The sequence below is a fragment of the Psychrobacter sp. KFRI-CH2-11 genome, from assembly GCF_038239325.1.
In the GTDB taxonomy this organism is placed as follows: domain Bacteria; phylum Pseudomonadota; class Gammaproteobacteria; order Pseudomonadales; family Moraxellaceae; genus Psychrobacter; species Psychrobacter celer.
This window is the reverse complement of sequence record NZ_CP151283.1, coordinates 2,450,202-2,464,873: the sequence shown is the minus strand read 5'-3', so window position 1 is coordinate 2,464,873 and position 14,672 is coordinate 2,450,202. Positions and strand designations below refer to the sequence as shown.

At 46.1% G+C, this 14,672-nt stretch carries 23 protein-coding genes; 22 read left to right on the top strand and 1 reads right to left on the bottom strand.

Annotated features, from left to right (window positions below; genetic code table 11):
• Entirely contained in the window at positions 1-315 is a 315-nt protein-coding gene (gatC, locus tag AADH33_RS10230; RefSeq protein WP_075102263.1) for an Asp-tRNA(Asn)/Glu-tRNA(Gln) amidotransferase subunit GatC, read from the bottom strand.
• A gap of 620 nt (positions 316-935) precedes the next feature.
• On the opposite strand from gatC, the gene AADH33_RS10225 reads away from it, so the two are divergent.
• The 22 genes from AADH33_RS10225 (at position 936) to rplF (ending at position 14,672) form a co-directional block, all read left to right on the top strand.
• Positions 936-1,964, top strand: coding sequence for a rod shape-determining protein (locus tag AADH33_RS10225; protein ID WP_083608617.1), 1,029 nt, complete (start codon positions 936-938; stop codon positions 1,962-1,964).
• Between the two features lie 174 nt (positions 1,965-2,138).
• The gene (gene mreC / locus AADH33_RS10220) at positions 2,139-2,993 is read left to right on the top strand and encodes a rod shape-determining protein MreC (protein ID WP_075102265.1); all 855 of its coding nucleotides are present in this window, start codon (positions 2,139-2,141) and stop codon (positions 2,991-2,993) included.
• 74 nt (positions 2,994-3,067) lie between these two features.
• Positions 3,068-3,553 carry a rod shape-determining protein MreD gene (gene mreD / locus AADH33_RS10215; protein ID WP_075102266.1) on the top strand — a complete coding sequence of 162 codons (486 nt, stop codon included), beginning with the start codon at positions 3,068-3,070 and terminating at the stop codon, positions 3,551-3,553.
• A 190-nt stretch (positions 3,554-3,743) separates the two neighbouring features.
• The gene (locus tag AADH33_RS10210) at positions 3,744-4,454 is read left to right on the top strand and encodes a Maf family protein (RefSeq protein ID WP_075102267.1); all 711 of its coding nucleotides are present in this window, start codon (positions 3,744-3,746) and stop codon (positions 4,452-4,454) included.
• 153 nt (positions 4,455-4,607) lie between these two features.
• Positions 4,608-6,245, top strand: coding sequence for an Rne/Rng family ribonuclease (locus tag AADH33_RS10205; protein WP_075102268.1), 1,638 nt, complete (start codon positions 4,608-4,610; stop codon positions 6,243-6,245).
• A gap of 466 nt (positions 6,246-6,711) precedes the next feature.
• Positions 6,712-7,023 (top strand): 30S ribosomal protein S10, encoded by a 312-nt coding sequence (gene rpsJ / locus AADH33_RS10200; protein ID WP_010196670.1) that lies wholly within the window; start codon positions 6,712-6,714, stop codon positions 7,021-7,023.
• A gap of 47 nt (positions 7,024-7,070) precedes the next feature.
• On the top strand, positions 7,071-7,709 hold the full coding sequence (gene rplC / locus AADH33_RS10195; RefSeq protein WP_075102269.1) for a 50S ribosomal protein L3: 639 nt from the start codon (positions 7,071-7,073) through the stop codon (positions 7,707-7,709).
• Between the two features lie 14 nt (positions 7,710-7,723).
• Positions 7,724-8,326, top strand: coding sequence for a 50S ribosomal protein L4 (rplD, locus tag AADH33_RS10190; protein WP_075102270.1), 603 nt, complete (start codon positions 7,724-7,726; stop codon positions 8,324-8,326).
• Complete coding sequence (gene rplW / locus AADH33_RS10185) at positions 8,323-8,673, top strand: 50S ribosomal protein L23 (RefSeq protein WP_075102271.1); 351 nt, start codon at positions 8,323-8,325, stop codon at positions 8,671-8,673. The genes rplD and rplW overlap by 4 nt, the downstream gene beginning before the upstream one ends.
• Positions 8,674-8,684: 11 nt before the next feature.
• On the top strand, positions 8,685-9,515 hold the full coding sequence (gene rplB, locus AADH33_RS10180; RefSeq protein ID WP_348548811.1) for a 50S ribosomal protein L2: 831 nt from the start codon (positions 8,685-8,687) through the stop codon (positions 9,513-9,515).
• A gap of 12 nt (positions 9,516-9,527) precedes the next feature.
• Complete coding sequence (gene rpsS / locus AADH33_RS10175; protein WP_058368265.1) at positions 9,528-9,803, top strand: 30S ribosomal protein S19; 276 nt, start codon at positions 9,528-9,530, stop codon at positions 9,801-9,803.
• A gap of 10 nt (positions 9,804-9,813) precedes the next feature.
• The gene (gene rplV / locus AADH33_RS10170) at positions 9,814-10,143 is read left to right on the top strand and encodes a 50S ribosomal protein L22 (protein WP_045446615.1); all 330 of its coding nucleotides are present in this window, start codon (positions 9,814-9,816) and stop codon (positions 10,141-10,143) included.
• A gap of 3 nt (positions 10,144-10,146) precedes the next feature.
• A complete protein-coding gene (gene rpsC, locus AADH33_RS10165; protein WP_075102273.1) occupies positions 10,147-10,869 on the top strand; it encodes a 30S ribosomal protein S3 in 723 nt (240 codons plus the stop codon).
• A gap of 3 nt (positions 10,870-10,872) precedes the next feature.
• Positions 10,873-11,286, top strand: coding sequence for a 50S ribosomal protein L16 (gene rplP, locus AADH33_RS10160; RefSeq protein WP_075102274.1), 414 nt, complete (start codon positions 10,873-10,875; stop codon positions 11,284-11,286).
• On the top strand, positions 11,286-11,483 hold the full coding sequence (gene rpmC, locus AADH33_RS10155) for a 50S ribosomal protein L29 (protein ID WP_025644397.1): 198 nt from the start codon (positions 11,286-11,288) through the stop codon (positions 11,481-11,483). Before rplP ends, rpmC begins: the two co-directional genes overlap by 1 nt.
• Positions 11,480-11,755 (top strand): 30S ribosomal protein S17, encoded by a 276-nt coding sequence (gene rpsQ / locus AADH33_RS10150; protein WP_021813375.1) that lies wholly within the window; start codon positions 11,480-11,482, stop codon positions 11,753-11,755. The genes rpmC and rpsQ overlap by 4 nt, the downstream gene beginning before the upstream one ends.
• A 182-nt stretch (positions 11,756-11,937) precedes the next feature.
• On the top strand, positions 11,938-12,306 hold the full coding sequence (gene rplN, locus AADH33_RS10145; RefSeq protein ID WP_010196702.1) for a 50S ribosomal protein L14: 369 nt from the start codon (positions 11,938-11,940) through the stop codon (positions 12,304-12,306).
• A gap of 8 nt (positions 12,307-12,314) precedes the next feature.
• Complete coding sequence (gene rplX / locus AADH33_RS10140) at positions 12,315-12,632, top strand: 50S ribosomal protein L24 (protein ID WP_075102275.1); 318 nt, start codon at positions 12,315-12,317, stop codon at positions 12,630-12,632.
• Between the two features lie 21 nt (positions 12,633-12,653).
• Positions 12,654-13,190, top strand: a complete 537-nt coding sequence (gene rplE / locus AADH33_RS10135) for a 50S ribosomal protein L5 (RefSeq protein WP_075102276.1) — start codon at positions 12,654-12,656, stop codon at positions 13,188-13,190.
• A gap of 12 nt (positions 13,191-13,202) precedes the next feature.
• Positions 13,203-13,508 carry a 30S ribosomal protein S14 gene (gene rpsN / locus AADH33_RS10130; RefSeq protein ID WP_075102277.1) on the top strand — a complete coding sequence of 102 codons (306 nt, stop codon included), beginning with the start codon at positions 13,203-13,205 and terminating at the stop codon, positions 13,506-13,508.
• Between the two features lie 11 nt (positions 13,509-13,519).
• A complete protein-coding gene (gene rpsH / locus AADH33_RS10125; RefSeq protein WP_075102278.1) occupies positions 13,520-13,918 on the top strand; it encodes a 30S ribosomal protein S8 in 399 nt (132 codons plus the stop codon).
• Between the two features lie 220 nt (positions 13,919-14,138).
• Positions 14,139-14,672 carry a 50S ribosomal protein L6 gene (gene rplF, locus AADH33_RS10120; RefSeq protein ID WP_075102279.1) on the top strand — a complete coding sequence of 178 codons (534 nt, stop codon included), beginning with the start codon at positions 14,139-14,141 and terminating at the stop codon, positions 14,670-14,672.

The following is a 14,672-nucleotide window of genomic DNA, read 5'->3' as shown; positions in this document are numbered from 1 at the left end:
TTATTCAATCACTTGTGGCACCAGATATAGGCCGTCTTCGATCGCTGGTGCGACCGATTGATTGCGCGTGCGATCGATATCATGTTTGGCGACGTCAGCACGCAGCTCTTGGCAGGCTTCATGGATGTTTGATAAAGGCTTGATGCCTGCGGTGTCGACACTGCTTAGCGTGTGCATCAGTTTTAACACTTTGCTAATGTCGTCCGCGTAGCTGCTCGCCGTGCTTTCATCCACGCCCAAGCGGGCAAGGTTGGCAACTTCTAAGATTTCTTCACGGCTGACGTTGTTGTCAGACGTTGCTGGTTGCTGTGACATAGTTTCTCCAATGAAGGACAGTTTTGGTTAGTGTCAATTTGGGTGGTGTCAAGACATGACCACTAAAAATAAGAGGATTGCTAAATAAGATTGTATCTTGAGTTGGATTATTATAAAGCATCTGGCCTAAGTTTACAGAGCACAGCATTTGATTGATGCATAATATCAACCAAGTTAAAATGATTTACAAAACTGACCGTATAGTTAGTGTTTCATTCTTAAATGCTCACCCATTGTTCGCTGAAATACGTTACAGTATGCACCTGCTACTGAGCAAAATCATCATCTGTCTGTAGCGCCTTATTAGTTATTGAATTAAATGGTCTTTCATGAAGTCAAATGGTCTTGCTGACGATTTCAAACTTTGTAACAACTTTTAGCATCTAGGACCAAAATCCTGACTTACTGACGCAAATATCTATGTTTTTTTTGAGCCAAATCGGTATAATTTGCCTCAGTTTTTTCATTTCATTATTATTGCTTAGGTTTGACTTGTTGCGAGGTTCAGTTTTCGCCACAGGTAATGTCTATCGACGACCTGCTCAACACTGACGAGGAACGCCTCAGTCACTCTCATTCGCCTCATTCGCCTCATTTGTAATACGCTGGAAATATTAGTCATGAACCTGTTTGGATTTTTATCAAATAATATCGCTATCGACCTCGGTACTGCGAACACCCTTATCTTTATTCCTAATAAAGGCGTCGTGCTTGACGAGCCTACGGTGGTCGCGCTACGAAGTAATCGTACTCAAAACCCTACCGTCGCCGCTGTTGGTATCGATGCCAAGCAGATGCTAGGTCGTACACCTGCCAACATCACCGCCATTCGTCCACTAAAAGACGGGGTGATTGCAGACTTTGAGGTGACCCAAAAAATGCTAAAGCACTTTATCACTAAGGTAAAAGCCAAACGTTTTATGGCGGAGCCAAATGTGGTGGTATGTGTGCCATGCAAGTCTACTTTGGTAGAGCGTAAAGCGATACGTGAGGCGGTGTCATCAGCGGGCGCCAATAAAGTATTGCTGCTTGAGGAGCCAATGGCAGCAGCAATCGGTGCTGGCATGCCTGTCCATGAAGCCAGCGGTTCGATGGTGGTGGATATCGGTGGCGGTACCACTGAGATTGCTGTGATTGCACTATCTGGCTGCGTCTATGCCGAGTCGATTCGTATCGGCGGCGATATGTTTGATGAGGCCATTATCACCCACGTACGCCGTACTCATGGCTGCGTCATCGGTGAGACGACAGCTGAGCGTATCAAACAAGAAGTGGGCTCGGCACTAAACGAAGACAGCCAGCTAGAGGTAGAAGTACGTGGTCGTAGCATGGCAGAGGGTGTGCCAAAGACCTTTACCGTCAATTCAGAAGAAGTACAAAAAGCCCTTAGCGATCCATTAAGCGGTATCGTCAGTGCGGTCAAAGCAGCACTCGAGCAAACGCCACCTGAGCTATCATCAGACATCGCTGAGCGCGGTATTGTCTTGACAGGGGGCGGTGCGCTATTACGTGATTTAGACAAGCTTATCTCCAAAGAGACCGGTCTGCCAGTGACGGTCGCCGAAGATCCATTGACCTGCGTGAGCCGCGGTGGTGGTATTGCGCTTGATTTTATCAATAACAAAAGCCTAAACATGATCTTTGTCTAAACGATTTTAGCAGGCGCATGGCTGGGGTGGTACTAGTCGTGCGCTGATGAGGGCAGTAGAGCGCGTGGCAGTATCCATCATGTTCAAAAGACCCTAATAAGTACAAAGTACGCTCAAGCCATGAAAAGCAAGACCATATTCTTGCTTATTTTAAAATTGCTAATTAGACCTCTTATGATTCCAAGTATTTTTGCCCGTCAGCCGTTATCACTTCGTAAGACTGCCATTGTATTGATAGTCGCTTCGATACTGATGTGGTTTGATAGCAAAAACGCAGAGTGGTTTAACCCTGTCCGTAATACCAGCCATGCCGCCATGCAGCCCATCTATCAGCTGTCACTGTTGCCGAGTTATGCTCAGCACTGGGCTAGTGGTCGTTTACAGTCCAAAGAAGCCTTGCGCCGCGAAAACATGCAGCTAAAATCACAGCTGATCCACGCGCAGGCCAAGCTGCAGCAGCAAGATTATATCTTGGCACAAAACGCTCGCTTGCAAGGCATTTTGTCGACCACCAAGCCTGAGCAGTTTGATCTTAATTTGGCGCAAGTGATTGGTACCGACACCAACTTACTCAGGCAAATTGTGGTGATCAATAAAGGCGCGCAAGATGGCGTACAGGTGGGTCAGACGGTCATCGACGAAGATGGTATTTTGGGGCAAATCATCAATGTCTATCCCAACACCAGCCGATTGCTACTAATCACCGATGAGCAGCAGTCTGTGGCGGTGACGGTCAAACGTACCGGTCAGCGTGCCATCGTGACAGGCAAAGGCATCCCGACGTCTTTGAGTTTGGATTATGTGTTTAAAACTTCAGATGTGCGGGTGGGGGATGAGCTAGTGTCGTCAGGGTTGGGTGGCCGTATCCCAGCAGGGTATCGCGTTGGCCGTATCGCTCAGATCGAGGACACGCAGGCGGATAACTTTAGAAGCATCGAGGTCACACCCACTGCCAATTTTATTGACAATGCCTATGTACTGATATTGCAAGACAAGCTGATTAATAAAAACAATACCGTCATCAATTAGCTATCGCCTAAGCCTAAGAAGGTGTCTCATCGTTTGGCGTTTGCAGCTGCTACGTCTCATTAAGGTAAGTGCTCATGTCGTATCCTGATTCTGAGAATGAAACAGTACTGCTGATTGCTGTCATTATTGTCAGTATCGTCGTGGCCTCATCCCTCAATGTCTATCCATTAAGCCCCAGTATGGCCACCTTGCGACCCATGGTCATGATTATGGTGCTGATTTTTTGGCTGTTGTTTCAGCCGCGCTATGTCGGTATCTTTACCGCCTTTACGGTGGGCATCATTGCCGATTTGTTGATGGATACCCATTTAGGTCAGCAAGCCTTTGCTGCTGTGCTGGTCGCTTTTGTTATCAAAGTTACCAGTATTTATGTCAGACAATTAAATACATGGAGCGCTTGGCTACTTGCCAGTTTTAGTTTGCTAATCTTTCAGTTGACGCTGTGGATATTGCAAATGTTTATCCAAAATGTGTTTGTCGCTCAGTCCGCTTTGTCATTAGTCATGAGTATTCTTAGCTGGCCTTTGGTGCTTTTGGTGCTACGTAAGTTTGCGCGTTGATACTGACGCATCCATGAGCGAGTCGATCATCCTATAAAACAAGCGCGCTCATTGTGCGTGCTGCTAGCAAAATACGCCCTCATGAAATGTTAAAACGAATCAACATGACCGTATTTATGACCTTATCTGCAAGCGCTGTCAGCCCACAAGTTTATACAATCAGACAAATTTATATAATAAGAGATGAATCATGGATATTATTTTAGCGTCCGGTTCGCCGCGTCGTCGTGAGCTGTTGTCTAGAGCGCAGCTGGACTTTACGGTCATGAGTGTCGATATCGACGAAACCCCGCATGCCAATGAACCCCCCAAAGACTATATCGAGCGCATGGTCGCGACCAAAGCGGCCGCCGCGGTACAGCAGCTAAATGCTACCAGCAGGGAAGAGAATGCCGATAAAGACGTTGAGTCGCGTCTGGTGTTAACAGCCGATACCATCGGTGTCTTAGCAGACGGCAAGACGGTGCTGGTCAAGCCTACAAGCCGTGAGCAGGCGTATGAGATGTGGCAGCAGATGTCTGATACGGTGCATGAAGTATGGACAGCGGTGCAAGTGACCCTTATCGCCCGCTCTGCTCATCTGGTGCGCTGCGATAACGCCGCTGTCCATGCAACAGCCGTCCATGCACTCAAGCAGCCTGTATGGCAGGTCGTTTCTCAGCAGCAGCTCACGGAGCGCACGGCGGTGACCTTTATTCCCTTAACGGCGCAGATGATGCGTGAGTATTGGGACAGCGGCGAGCCTCAAGACAAAGCAGGAGGTTATGGCATTCAGGGGTTAGGCGCTACTTGGGTGAGCCGTATCAACGGTAGCTATACCAATGTCGTCGGCTTGCCACTTGCGCAAACGTTGGCCCTGATCAATACCGTCAGCCAGCACAGCAGCGCAAGTGTGTCATGATAATCAGCTGCTGAGTTGTTTTTGTGCACACACTTTTTATCCACATAATGACACGCTAGGATAATGGGCAAGCACAAGGCGCATTTGTTACACTGTAAGCCTAACAGGCGATGAACGTCGAATAAGAAAGCTGAGAGATAAGAGAAAAATATTATGTCCGAAGAGCTGCTGATTAATATTAGTCCAATGGAGTCGCGTGTCGCCGTGCTAGACAACGGCATTTTGGGCGAGATTTATATTGAGCGTCATCATAAATTGGGGTTGGTGGGCAATATTTATTTGGGTACGGTGGTACGTGTCCTGCCAGGTATGCAGGCCGCTTTTGTTGATATCGGTCAATCACGCACAGCGTTTTTACACGTCAACGATATGCAGCGCGAGCCGCGTCCGGTAGTAGATAAGACAAACACAATAGCCAACGACAGTCACGCTCAAGCTGGTACTACTGTCGATGGTATGGCCAATGAGCACGCGATTAGCGATGACACCGTGATTGGTGCGACAGAAGACCTAGCAGTGACGCCGCCTGTGGTCGAGGTGCAGAGTACAGAAGTCGTACCAGCCGCCAAGACCTTGATTCAGCACCGTTTGCATGAGAGCCAACGTATCCTTGTGCAAGTGACCAAAGATCAGCTCGGCAGTAAAGGCGCGCGCTTGACCACCAATATCTCGCTGCCTTCACGTTATTTGGTTTATCTACCATCGAGCGACCATATCGGCATCTCACAGCGTATCGATGGCGCTGATGAGCGCACGCGTCTAAAAACCGAGCTGACCTATCTGATGCAGACAGTCAATCTCAAGGGCGGCCTGATTGCACGTACGGCTGCTGAGCGTGTGCCAGTCGCAAAACTAGAAGAAGACATCTACTATCTGTTGCAGTTATGGCGAACGATCTGCGCACGCCGTCAAGAGATCAATCATCATCAAAGCTCAGAGCTGATCTATCAAGAATTATCCTTACCGTTACGTTCGATACGCGATTTGGTACATAGTGATACCGAAAAAGTCGTCATCGATAATAAGCAGGTGTATGAGCAAGTCAGATACTTTGCCAAAGAGTTTGTACCCTTTATCTATGATCGCATCGTTCACTACACGGCAGAACAATCACTATTTGATGTGCACCGAGTCGAAGATGATCTGCGAGATGCGCTCAAACGCCGTGTCGATCTCAAATCTGGCGGCTATTTGATTATCGATCAAACCGAAGCCATGACGACCATTGATGTCAATACCGGCTCTTTTGTCGGTGGTCGCTCATTAGAGGATACGGTTTATAAGACCAATCTTGAAGCCACCCATGCCATCGCCCGCCAACTACGACTGCGCAATCTGGGCGGTATTATTATCCTCGACTTTATCGATATGCTCGAGCAGCAGCACAAAGATGACGTATTGACCAGTCTGCAAGAGCAGTTGGCGCAAGATTATGCTAAGACCAAAATCACCCAAGTCAGTGAGCTGGGCTTGGTTGAAATGACGCGCAAACGTACCCGTGAGTCGCTGGGGCAGCAGCTCTGTGAGCCGTGTTCTACCTGCCAAGGTCGCGGCTTTGTTAAGACCGCTGAGACCGTCTGCTTTGAGATTTTTCGCGAAATCATGCGCTGCGCTCGCACTTATAATTCTCCAAAAAAGTTTACCGTGGTGGCTCATGCCGCTGTGATCGATTTACTGCTCACCTCAGAATCAGACACCGTCGCTGATTTGGAGTATTTATTAGGCCGGGTTATCACCTTCGATGTCGAAAACCTTTACACTCAAGAGCAGTATGATATCGTTTTAGACTAGCGAGTGAATTGAATACACACCCTAGAATAACGGCCATTATTGAGAGGTTTTATTGATGTTTTATCAGGGTGTAAAAGAGACTTTAATAAAAATATTATCGATAAAAACGCTTGTTTATAAAGGGTAAAATCTCAAGCGCCCATTGATATTACTCTTGCAATGACCAAAATTCTATGTATAATACACACCACTGAATTATATATGCGCAGCCAATAAAACAGCTGGCGCTATGACAGCTAGAGCATCGTTTCTAGCACTATTTCATTATGCCTTTGCTGACATCCATAAAAGTGGGAGGGTTGGCGGGGCTTTAAATTATTTTGCTTTTAGCACGCTGCTGGTTCTCTCGAAGAACAGATTCTGCAAAGAATGGGAAGCCGCTTGAAGTAAATCTTTAACCAAACGGCTTTTGATCATAATCTTGCAGCGCAAGAATGACAAAGGCACATATTAGGAGCTTGCTGGCATGGCTAACCAGAGAATCCGTATCCGTCTCAAGTCATTTGATCATCGTCTGATTGATCAGTCGGCCCAAGAGATTGTCGATACTGCAAAGCGCACCGGTGCGCAAGTTTGTGGTCCTGTACCGTTGCCGACTCGCATTGAGCGTTTCAACGTTCTAACCTCACCACACGTCAACAAAGACGCACGTGACCAGTACGAAATTCGTACCCACAAGCGTATGGTTGATATTGTTCAGCCTACTGACAAAACTGTGGATGCGCTAATGAAGCTTGATTTAGCGGCGGGTGTTGACGTTCAAATTGCTTTGGGTTAATGCAAAACACACCCAACCCATTAATATAAGATATAAAGAGGTCTAAAATGGCGATCGGTTTAGTCGGTAAAAAATGCGGCATGACCCGTGTCTTCACTGAAGCAGGCGCATCTATCCCTGTCACAGTGGTTGAGGTCGATGCAAACCGCATTACTCAAGTAAAAAATACTGATGTAGATGGTTATCAAGCCATCCAAATCACCACAGGTACCCGTCGTGACAGCCGCGTAACGGCCGCACAAAAAGGTCACTTCGCGAAAGCTGGCGTTAAAGCTGGCCGTGGTGTTTGGGAATTTCGTGTCAATGATAGCGAACTTGAAGGTCGTGAGATTGGCGGTGAGATCCTAGCTGACTTGTTCGAGCAAGGTCAGATGGTTGATGTCACAGGACAAAGTAAAGGTAAAGGCTTTCAAGGCGGCGTAAAGCGTCACAACTTTAGCATGCAAGATGCGACTCACGGTAACTCAGTATCTCACCGTGCCCTTGGTTCAACTGGTCAGAACCAGTCTCCAGGTAAAGTCTTCAAAGGCAAAAAGATGCCAGGTCAAATGGGTAACAAGCGCGTTACCGTTCAGGGCCTAGAAGTGATATCAGTGGATGCCGAAAAAGGGTTACTTGTCATCAAGGGTGCTATCCCAGGTGCCACCGGTGGCGATGTCATCGTACGTCCGTCAGTCAAAGCCTAAGCAAGGGGATTAACGTGGATTTAAAAACAGTTACAGGTGCGGCGGTTGAGCTTTCTGATACGGCTTTTGGTCGTGAATTCAACGAAGCATTAGTGCATCAGGTCGTCACTGCATATCTTGCAGGTAGCCGTCAAGGTACACGTGCGCAAAAAACCCGTGCCGAAGTTTCTGGCGGTGGCATCAAGCCATGGCGCCAAAAAGGTACTGGTCGCGCTCGTGCAGGCTCTATTCGTAGCCCAATCTGGCGTTCAGGTGGTCGTGCATTTGCTGCAAAACCACAAGATTGGTCACAGAAAGTAAACCGTAAAATGTATCGCGGTGCGATGCAGTGTATCCTAGCCGAATTGATTCGCCAAGAGCGTTTGATTTTGGTAGAAGAGCTAAGCGTTTCTGAGCCAAAGACCAAAGAGCTGATTGCAAAGTTAAATGAGCTTAATGCACCTCGTGCACTCATCGTCACCAAAGAAGTTGACGAAAATTTATACTTAGCCGCTCGCAACATTCCACACGTCAATGTACTTGGTACAAACGAAGTGGATCCAGTGAGTTTGATCGCATTTGATAAAGTGATCATGTCAGTTGAAGCTGCGAAACAATTTGAGGAAGCACTAGCATGAATAACGCAAGACTTTATCAGGTCTTAAGAGGGCCTGTATTCTCAGAAAAATCTCAAATGCTTGGCGACTCACTTGGTGTGCAGGTATTTAAAGTTGACTCTAACGCTACTAAGCTAGAAGTCAAAAAAGCAGTTGAGATGATGTTCGAAGGTGTTGAAGTTACTAAAGTGAACACTTTGAATGTTAAAGGTAAGACAAAGCGTTTTGGTAAGAGTATCGGCCGTCGTAACGACTATAAAAAAGCCTATGTTACCTTAAAAGCTGGTCAAGATGTACAAATGGCTGATGCTGGTGAAGAAGTTGCAAACGCGACTGATTCTACTAGTGAAACAGCGAACAACGAATAAGGATTACACTCATGCCTATCGTAAAAGCAAAGCCAACATCACCAGGCCGTCGTTTTGTTGAAAAAGTGGTGCATCCACACCTTTACAAAGGTCGTCCTTATGCAGCGCTTGTCGAATCAAAAAGTAAGTCAGGTGGTCGTAACAATAACGGTCGCATAACCACTCGTCACGTTGGTGGTGGTCACAAGCATCATTATCGTATTATCGATTTTAAACGTACTAAAGACAATATCCCAGCGACGGTCGAGCGTATCGAATACGATCCTAACCGTACTGCTCATATTGCACTACTTAAGTACGCTGATGGCGAACGTCGTTATATTATTGCACCAAAGAAACTAGCTGCTGGCGATACTGTACAGTCAGGCGAAGCTTCTCCAATCCGCCCAGGTAACTGCTTACCGCTAAAAAACATCCCATTGGGTACTGTGATTCACAATATCGAGCTTAAAATCGGTAAAGGTGCACAGATTGCTCGCTCTGCGGGTGCTAGCGTTCAGCTACTAGGCCGTGATGGTATCTACGCAATTCTACGTCTACGTTCAGGTGAGACTCGCCGCGTACACGTGAACTGCCGTGCGGTTATCGGTGAAGTATCTAATACTGAAAATAACTTGAAATCACTTGGTAAAGCCGGTGCTTCACGTTGGCGCGGTGTTCGTCCTTCAGTTCGTGGTGTCGCTATGAACCCGGTTGATCACCCACATGGTGGTGGTGAAGGTCGTAACAAAGGTCGCCATCCTACTAGCCCTTGGGGTCAGAAGTCTAAAGGACTTAAAACGCGTCACAATAAGCGTACTGACAGTATGATCATCCGTCGCCGTCGCGCCAAGAAGAAATAAAGGAAGAATTTCATGCCTCGTTCATTGAAAAAAGGTCCATTCATAGACGCGCATTTGTTTGCCAAAGTTGAGAATGCTATTGACACCAACTCTCGCAAGCCAATTAAGACTTGGTCGCGCCGCTCGATGATTCTGCCACAAATGGTTGGCCTAACTTTATCTGTTCACAACGGCCGTACTCACGTACCGGTTATCGTAAGCGAGCAGATGGTTGGTCATAAACTAGGTGAATTTGCCCCGACTCGTACATATCGTGGTCATGGCATTGACAAAAAAGCTAAGAGATAAGGTGCTTACCATGGAAGTAACTGCAAAATTACGCGGTGCCGCCATATCGGCACAAAAAGTTAGACTCGTTGCTGATGAAGTTCGTGGCAAATCGATTGAGCGTGCTTTGGATATCCTAACGTATAGCAACAAAAAAGGCGCTGTGTTTGTTAAGAAATGCCTTAACTCAGCCATCGCCAATGCCGAACACAACAACGGCTTAGATATCGATACTTTAAAAGTATCAACCATCTACGTTGATGAAGGCATTACGCTAAAACGTATCCTACCACGTGCTAAAGGTCGCGCTGATCGTATCAGTAAGCGTACTTGTCACATCACTATAAAGGTAGGAGAATAAGTTATGGGTCAAAAAGTACATCCAATCGGAATTCGTCTTGGTGTTGTAAAAAAGCATAACGCAAACTGGTATGCTAACCCTAAACAATACTCAGAATACCTCATCAACGATATTCAAGTTCGTGAGTATCTACGCAAAAAGCTAGACAACGCGATGATCAGCAACATCATGATCGAGCGTCCTACTGGCGCAGCTAAGATCACCATCGCTACTGCGCGTCCTGGTATCGTGATCGGTAAAAAAGGCGAAGATATCGAAAGACTTCAAAAAGAATTGACCAAAATCATGGGCGTACCTGCTCAGGTCAACATTGAAGAAATCACATCGCCTGATCTAGATGCACGTTTGGTAGCAGACGGTATCGGTAGCCAGCTTGAGCGCCGTGTTATGTTCCGTCGTGCCATGAAGCGCGCCGTACAAAACAGCATGCGCTCTGGTGCTAAAGGTATTAAAGTTGAGCTGTCTGGCCGTCTTGGCGGTGCTGAGATTGCTCGTACTGAATGGTACCGTGAAGGTCGTGTGCCATTGCATACACTCCGTGCTGATATTGACTATGCGTCAATTCGCGCCGAGACAACTTACGGCACCATCGGTGTTAAAGTTTGGATTTTCCGCGGAGAGATCCTTGACGGTATGAACAGTGTTTACAATCCCGTCAACGAAGAGAAGCCTCGTGCGCCAAAACGCCGTGGTCGTGGAAACCGTCGAAACTCAGACAGAGGTTAAACTATGTTACAGCCAAAACGTACCAAGTTTCGTAAAATGCACAAAGGTCGTAACACAGGTCTTGCTCATCGTGGAAGCACCGTTGCATTCGGACAAATTGGTCTAAAATCACTGACGCGTGGTCGTATGACAGCTCGTCAAATTGAAGCAGCACGTCGTACCATCACTCGTAAAATCAAGCGTGGCGGTAAAATTTGGATTCGTGTATTCCCAGACAAACCAATCACCAACAAGCCTCTAGAAGTACGTATGGGTAAAGGTAAAGGTCCTGTCGAGTATTGGGTATGCGAAATCAAACCTGGTAAAGTGCTATATGAAATCGAAGGGGTCTCAGAAGAGCTTGCTCGCGAAGCCTTAACGCTTGCTGCGGCAAAACTGCCCTTTAAAACTACCATTGTTAAGCGGACGATAATGTAATGAAGATCAGTGAATTACGTGATAAATCATTAGAAGAACTGACCCAGTTACTTGATGAAAAGCAACTTGATGCTTTCCGTATTCGTATGGCTAAAGCAACTGGTCAGTTGGGTAATACCCATGAAGTACGTGCCAATCGTCGTACGATTGCTCAGCTTCAGACTTTGATTAACGAGAAACAACGAGGCGACTCATGAGCGATAACAATCAAACAGCTACCAATGCTAGCGTATTGACAGGACGAGTTGTCAGCGACAAGATGGACAAATCCATCACAGTTTTGATTGAGCGTCTGGTCCGTCATCCTTTGTATGGCAAACAGCTTCGTCGTTCTACAAAAATCAAAGCCCATGATGAGAATAACGTTTGCCAACAAGGCGACCTTGTCCGCATCAAAGAAACGCGTCCAATCTCAAAAACTAAGTCTTGGACTTTAGTTGATGTGGTTGAAAAAGTAGAAAAAATCTAAGTAAATTGCATTAAAAGCCAGAAGCTGTTAAAATAGCCGCCTTTTTAAGGATGCTGATTGCGCCCGTCGCATATCACTCACATTAAGAGTAAGTCGCGGTTATTTATTAAAAAATGCCGTCTACTCATACTGTGCTAGCGGCAGCAACTGGTTTTTATTGCTCATACGTGTGGAGTAACGCTATGATTCAGGTTGAGTCAATGCTGGAAGTTGCAGACAATAGCGGTGCAAGGCGAGTTCAGTGCATTAAAGTACTGGGTGGTTCTCATCGTCGTTATGCATCAGTTGGCGACATTATTAAAGTAACGGTTAAAGAAGCCATTCCGCGTGGTCGTGTCAAAAAAGGCGACGTGATGAATGCAGTAGTTGTACGTACCAAAAAAGGCGTTCGTCGTCCTGATGGTTCTGTCCTGCGTTTTGATGACAATGCTGCGGTATTGTTGAACCAAAATAAAGCACCGATTGCAACTCGTATTTTTGGACCGGTAACTCGTGAACTACGTGGTGATCAGTTTATGAAAATTGTATCACTAGCACCAGAAGTATTGTGAGGTAATCCATGTCAAAATTACGTAAAGGCGATACAGTTATCGTGATTGCTGGGAAAGACAAAGGCAAGCAAGGTACTGTACAAGCTGTAAAAAATGATCGTATTAAAGTTGAAGGCATTAACATCGTCACCAAGCACCAAAAGCCAAATCAGGCGACTGGTACTGAAGGTGGTATCGTTAAGCAAGAAGCTTTTTTGCATATTTCAAATGTCGCAATCTTAAATGCGCAAACCCAAAAAGCAGATCGTATTACTTATCAGTTTGACGAAGACGGCAACAAACAACGCGTCTATCGTTCAAACGGTGAAGTAGTGGCGACTGCGTAAGACACTAAGGGTGTAATGGTAATGGCAAGATTAAAATCTTTATATAACGATAAATTAAAACAGCAAATCAAAGAAGAGCTTGGTTTGGCAAACGTGATGCAGGTGCCTAAAATCACCAAGATCACACTGAATATGGGTGTAGGCGGCGCGTCTCAAGACAAGAAATTGCTTGAAGGTGCTGTTTCTGACATGACCGCTATTGCTGGTCAAAAACCTGTTATCACCAAAGCGCGCAAATCAGTTGCTGGTTTTAAGATTCGTGAAGAATGGCCAATTGGCTGTAAAGTAACGCTACGCGGTGAGCAAATGTACGAATTTTTAGATCGTCTCATTGCCATTGCAATTCCTCGTATTCGTGATTTCCGCGGTTTTTCGCCTAAAGCCTTTGACGGACGTGGCAACTACTCATTGGGTATCAAAGAACAAATCGTATTCCCAGAAGTAGATTTTGACAAGATCGATCGCATCCGCGGTATGGATGTGACCATCACTACGTCAGCAGGTACTGATGAAGAAGGTCGTGCGTTGCTTAAAGCATTCGGCTTCCCATTTAAATAAGGTAAAGACGTTATGGCAAAGAAGAGCATGATTAACCGCGAATTAAAACGCGAAAAAATGGTTGCTAAGTATGCTGAAAAGCGTATCAAGCTAAAACAAACTATCAGTGATATCAACGCATCAGACGAAGAGCGTATGGACGCGATGTTAGAGCTACAAGCACTACCACGCAACGCCTCACCAGTACGTCTACGCAATCGTTGTGCTATCACCGGTCGTCCTCACGGTTACTTCCGCAAGTTTGGCTTATCACGCAATATGCTGCGTGAGCGTGTCATGCAAGGCGATGTGCCTGGTGTTCGTAAAGCAAGCTGGTAAGGAGTAACTACATGAGTATGCAAGATACCGTTGGGGATATGCTAACCCGTATTCGTAACGCACAAATGGCCAATAAAGTATCGGTAGCAATGCCGAGCTCTAAACTACGTAAATCAATCGCTGATTTATTGGTTGCTGAAGGTTATGTGGCGAGCGCAGTTGTGACAGAAGAAGAAAACAACAAAGCGACACTAACTATCGAGTTAAAATATTTCGAAGGCCGCCCTGTCATCGAAACGATCCAACGTTATAGCCGTCCTGGCCTACGCCAGCATCGCGGCAAAGACGCTATCCCTACTGTTAAGCAAGGTATGGGTGTTGCTATCGTATCAACCAGTCAAGGCATCATGAGCGATCGTGCTGCACGCGCTGCTGGTGTCGGTGGTGAAATCGTCGCATTCGTTGCCTAATTAGCATTTGTTGCTTAGGTAATCAGACGATAAAGTCTACTTGAACCCATTAAGCCTGTCGTAATTTATAGTGGTACATGACAAGCTTAGAAAGCTAAACATCAGATTTTAATAAAATTGTATGGTGTTTAATGGGGACAATTATGCTAAACTAGCAGGCTTTTTAGCCTGTTAGTTTTTTCGCTAATAAAAGCAAGTTAATTTTTTAAGGAATATTCCTATGTCTCGTGTGGCTAAAGCCCCAGTGACGCTGCCAAACGGCGTAAGCGTTACTTTGAACGATCGGCAGGTCGAAGTTAAAGGCAAGAACGGCACTATGTCTTTACGCCTGCATGAATTGGTCGAGCTGAAACAGGAAGATGATGCTATCATTTTCTCACCTGCAGTCGATTCAAAAGAAGCTATGATGCACACAGGCACCATGCGCGCACTGTTAAACAACTATGTAACAGGCGTGAGCGAAGGCTTTGAAAAACGTCTTCAGCTAATTGGTGTTGGTTATCGCGCACAAGCTACTGGTAACAAAGTAACCCTAAACGTTGGTTACTCACATCCAGTAGAATATACGCTACCTGAAGGTGTGTCAGCTGAAACCCCAACGCAAACTGAAATCGTTTTGAAATCAAACGATAAGCAGCAGCTTGGTCAAGCAGCGGCTAATATCCGTGGTTTCCGCCCACCTGAGCCTTATAAAGGTAAAGGTATTCGTTATAGTGACGAGCATGTGATTCGCAAAGAAGCTAAGAAAAAATAA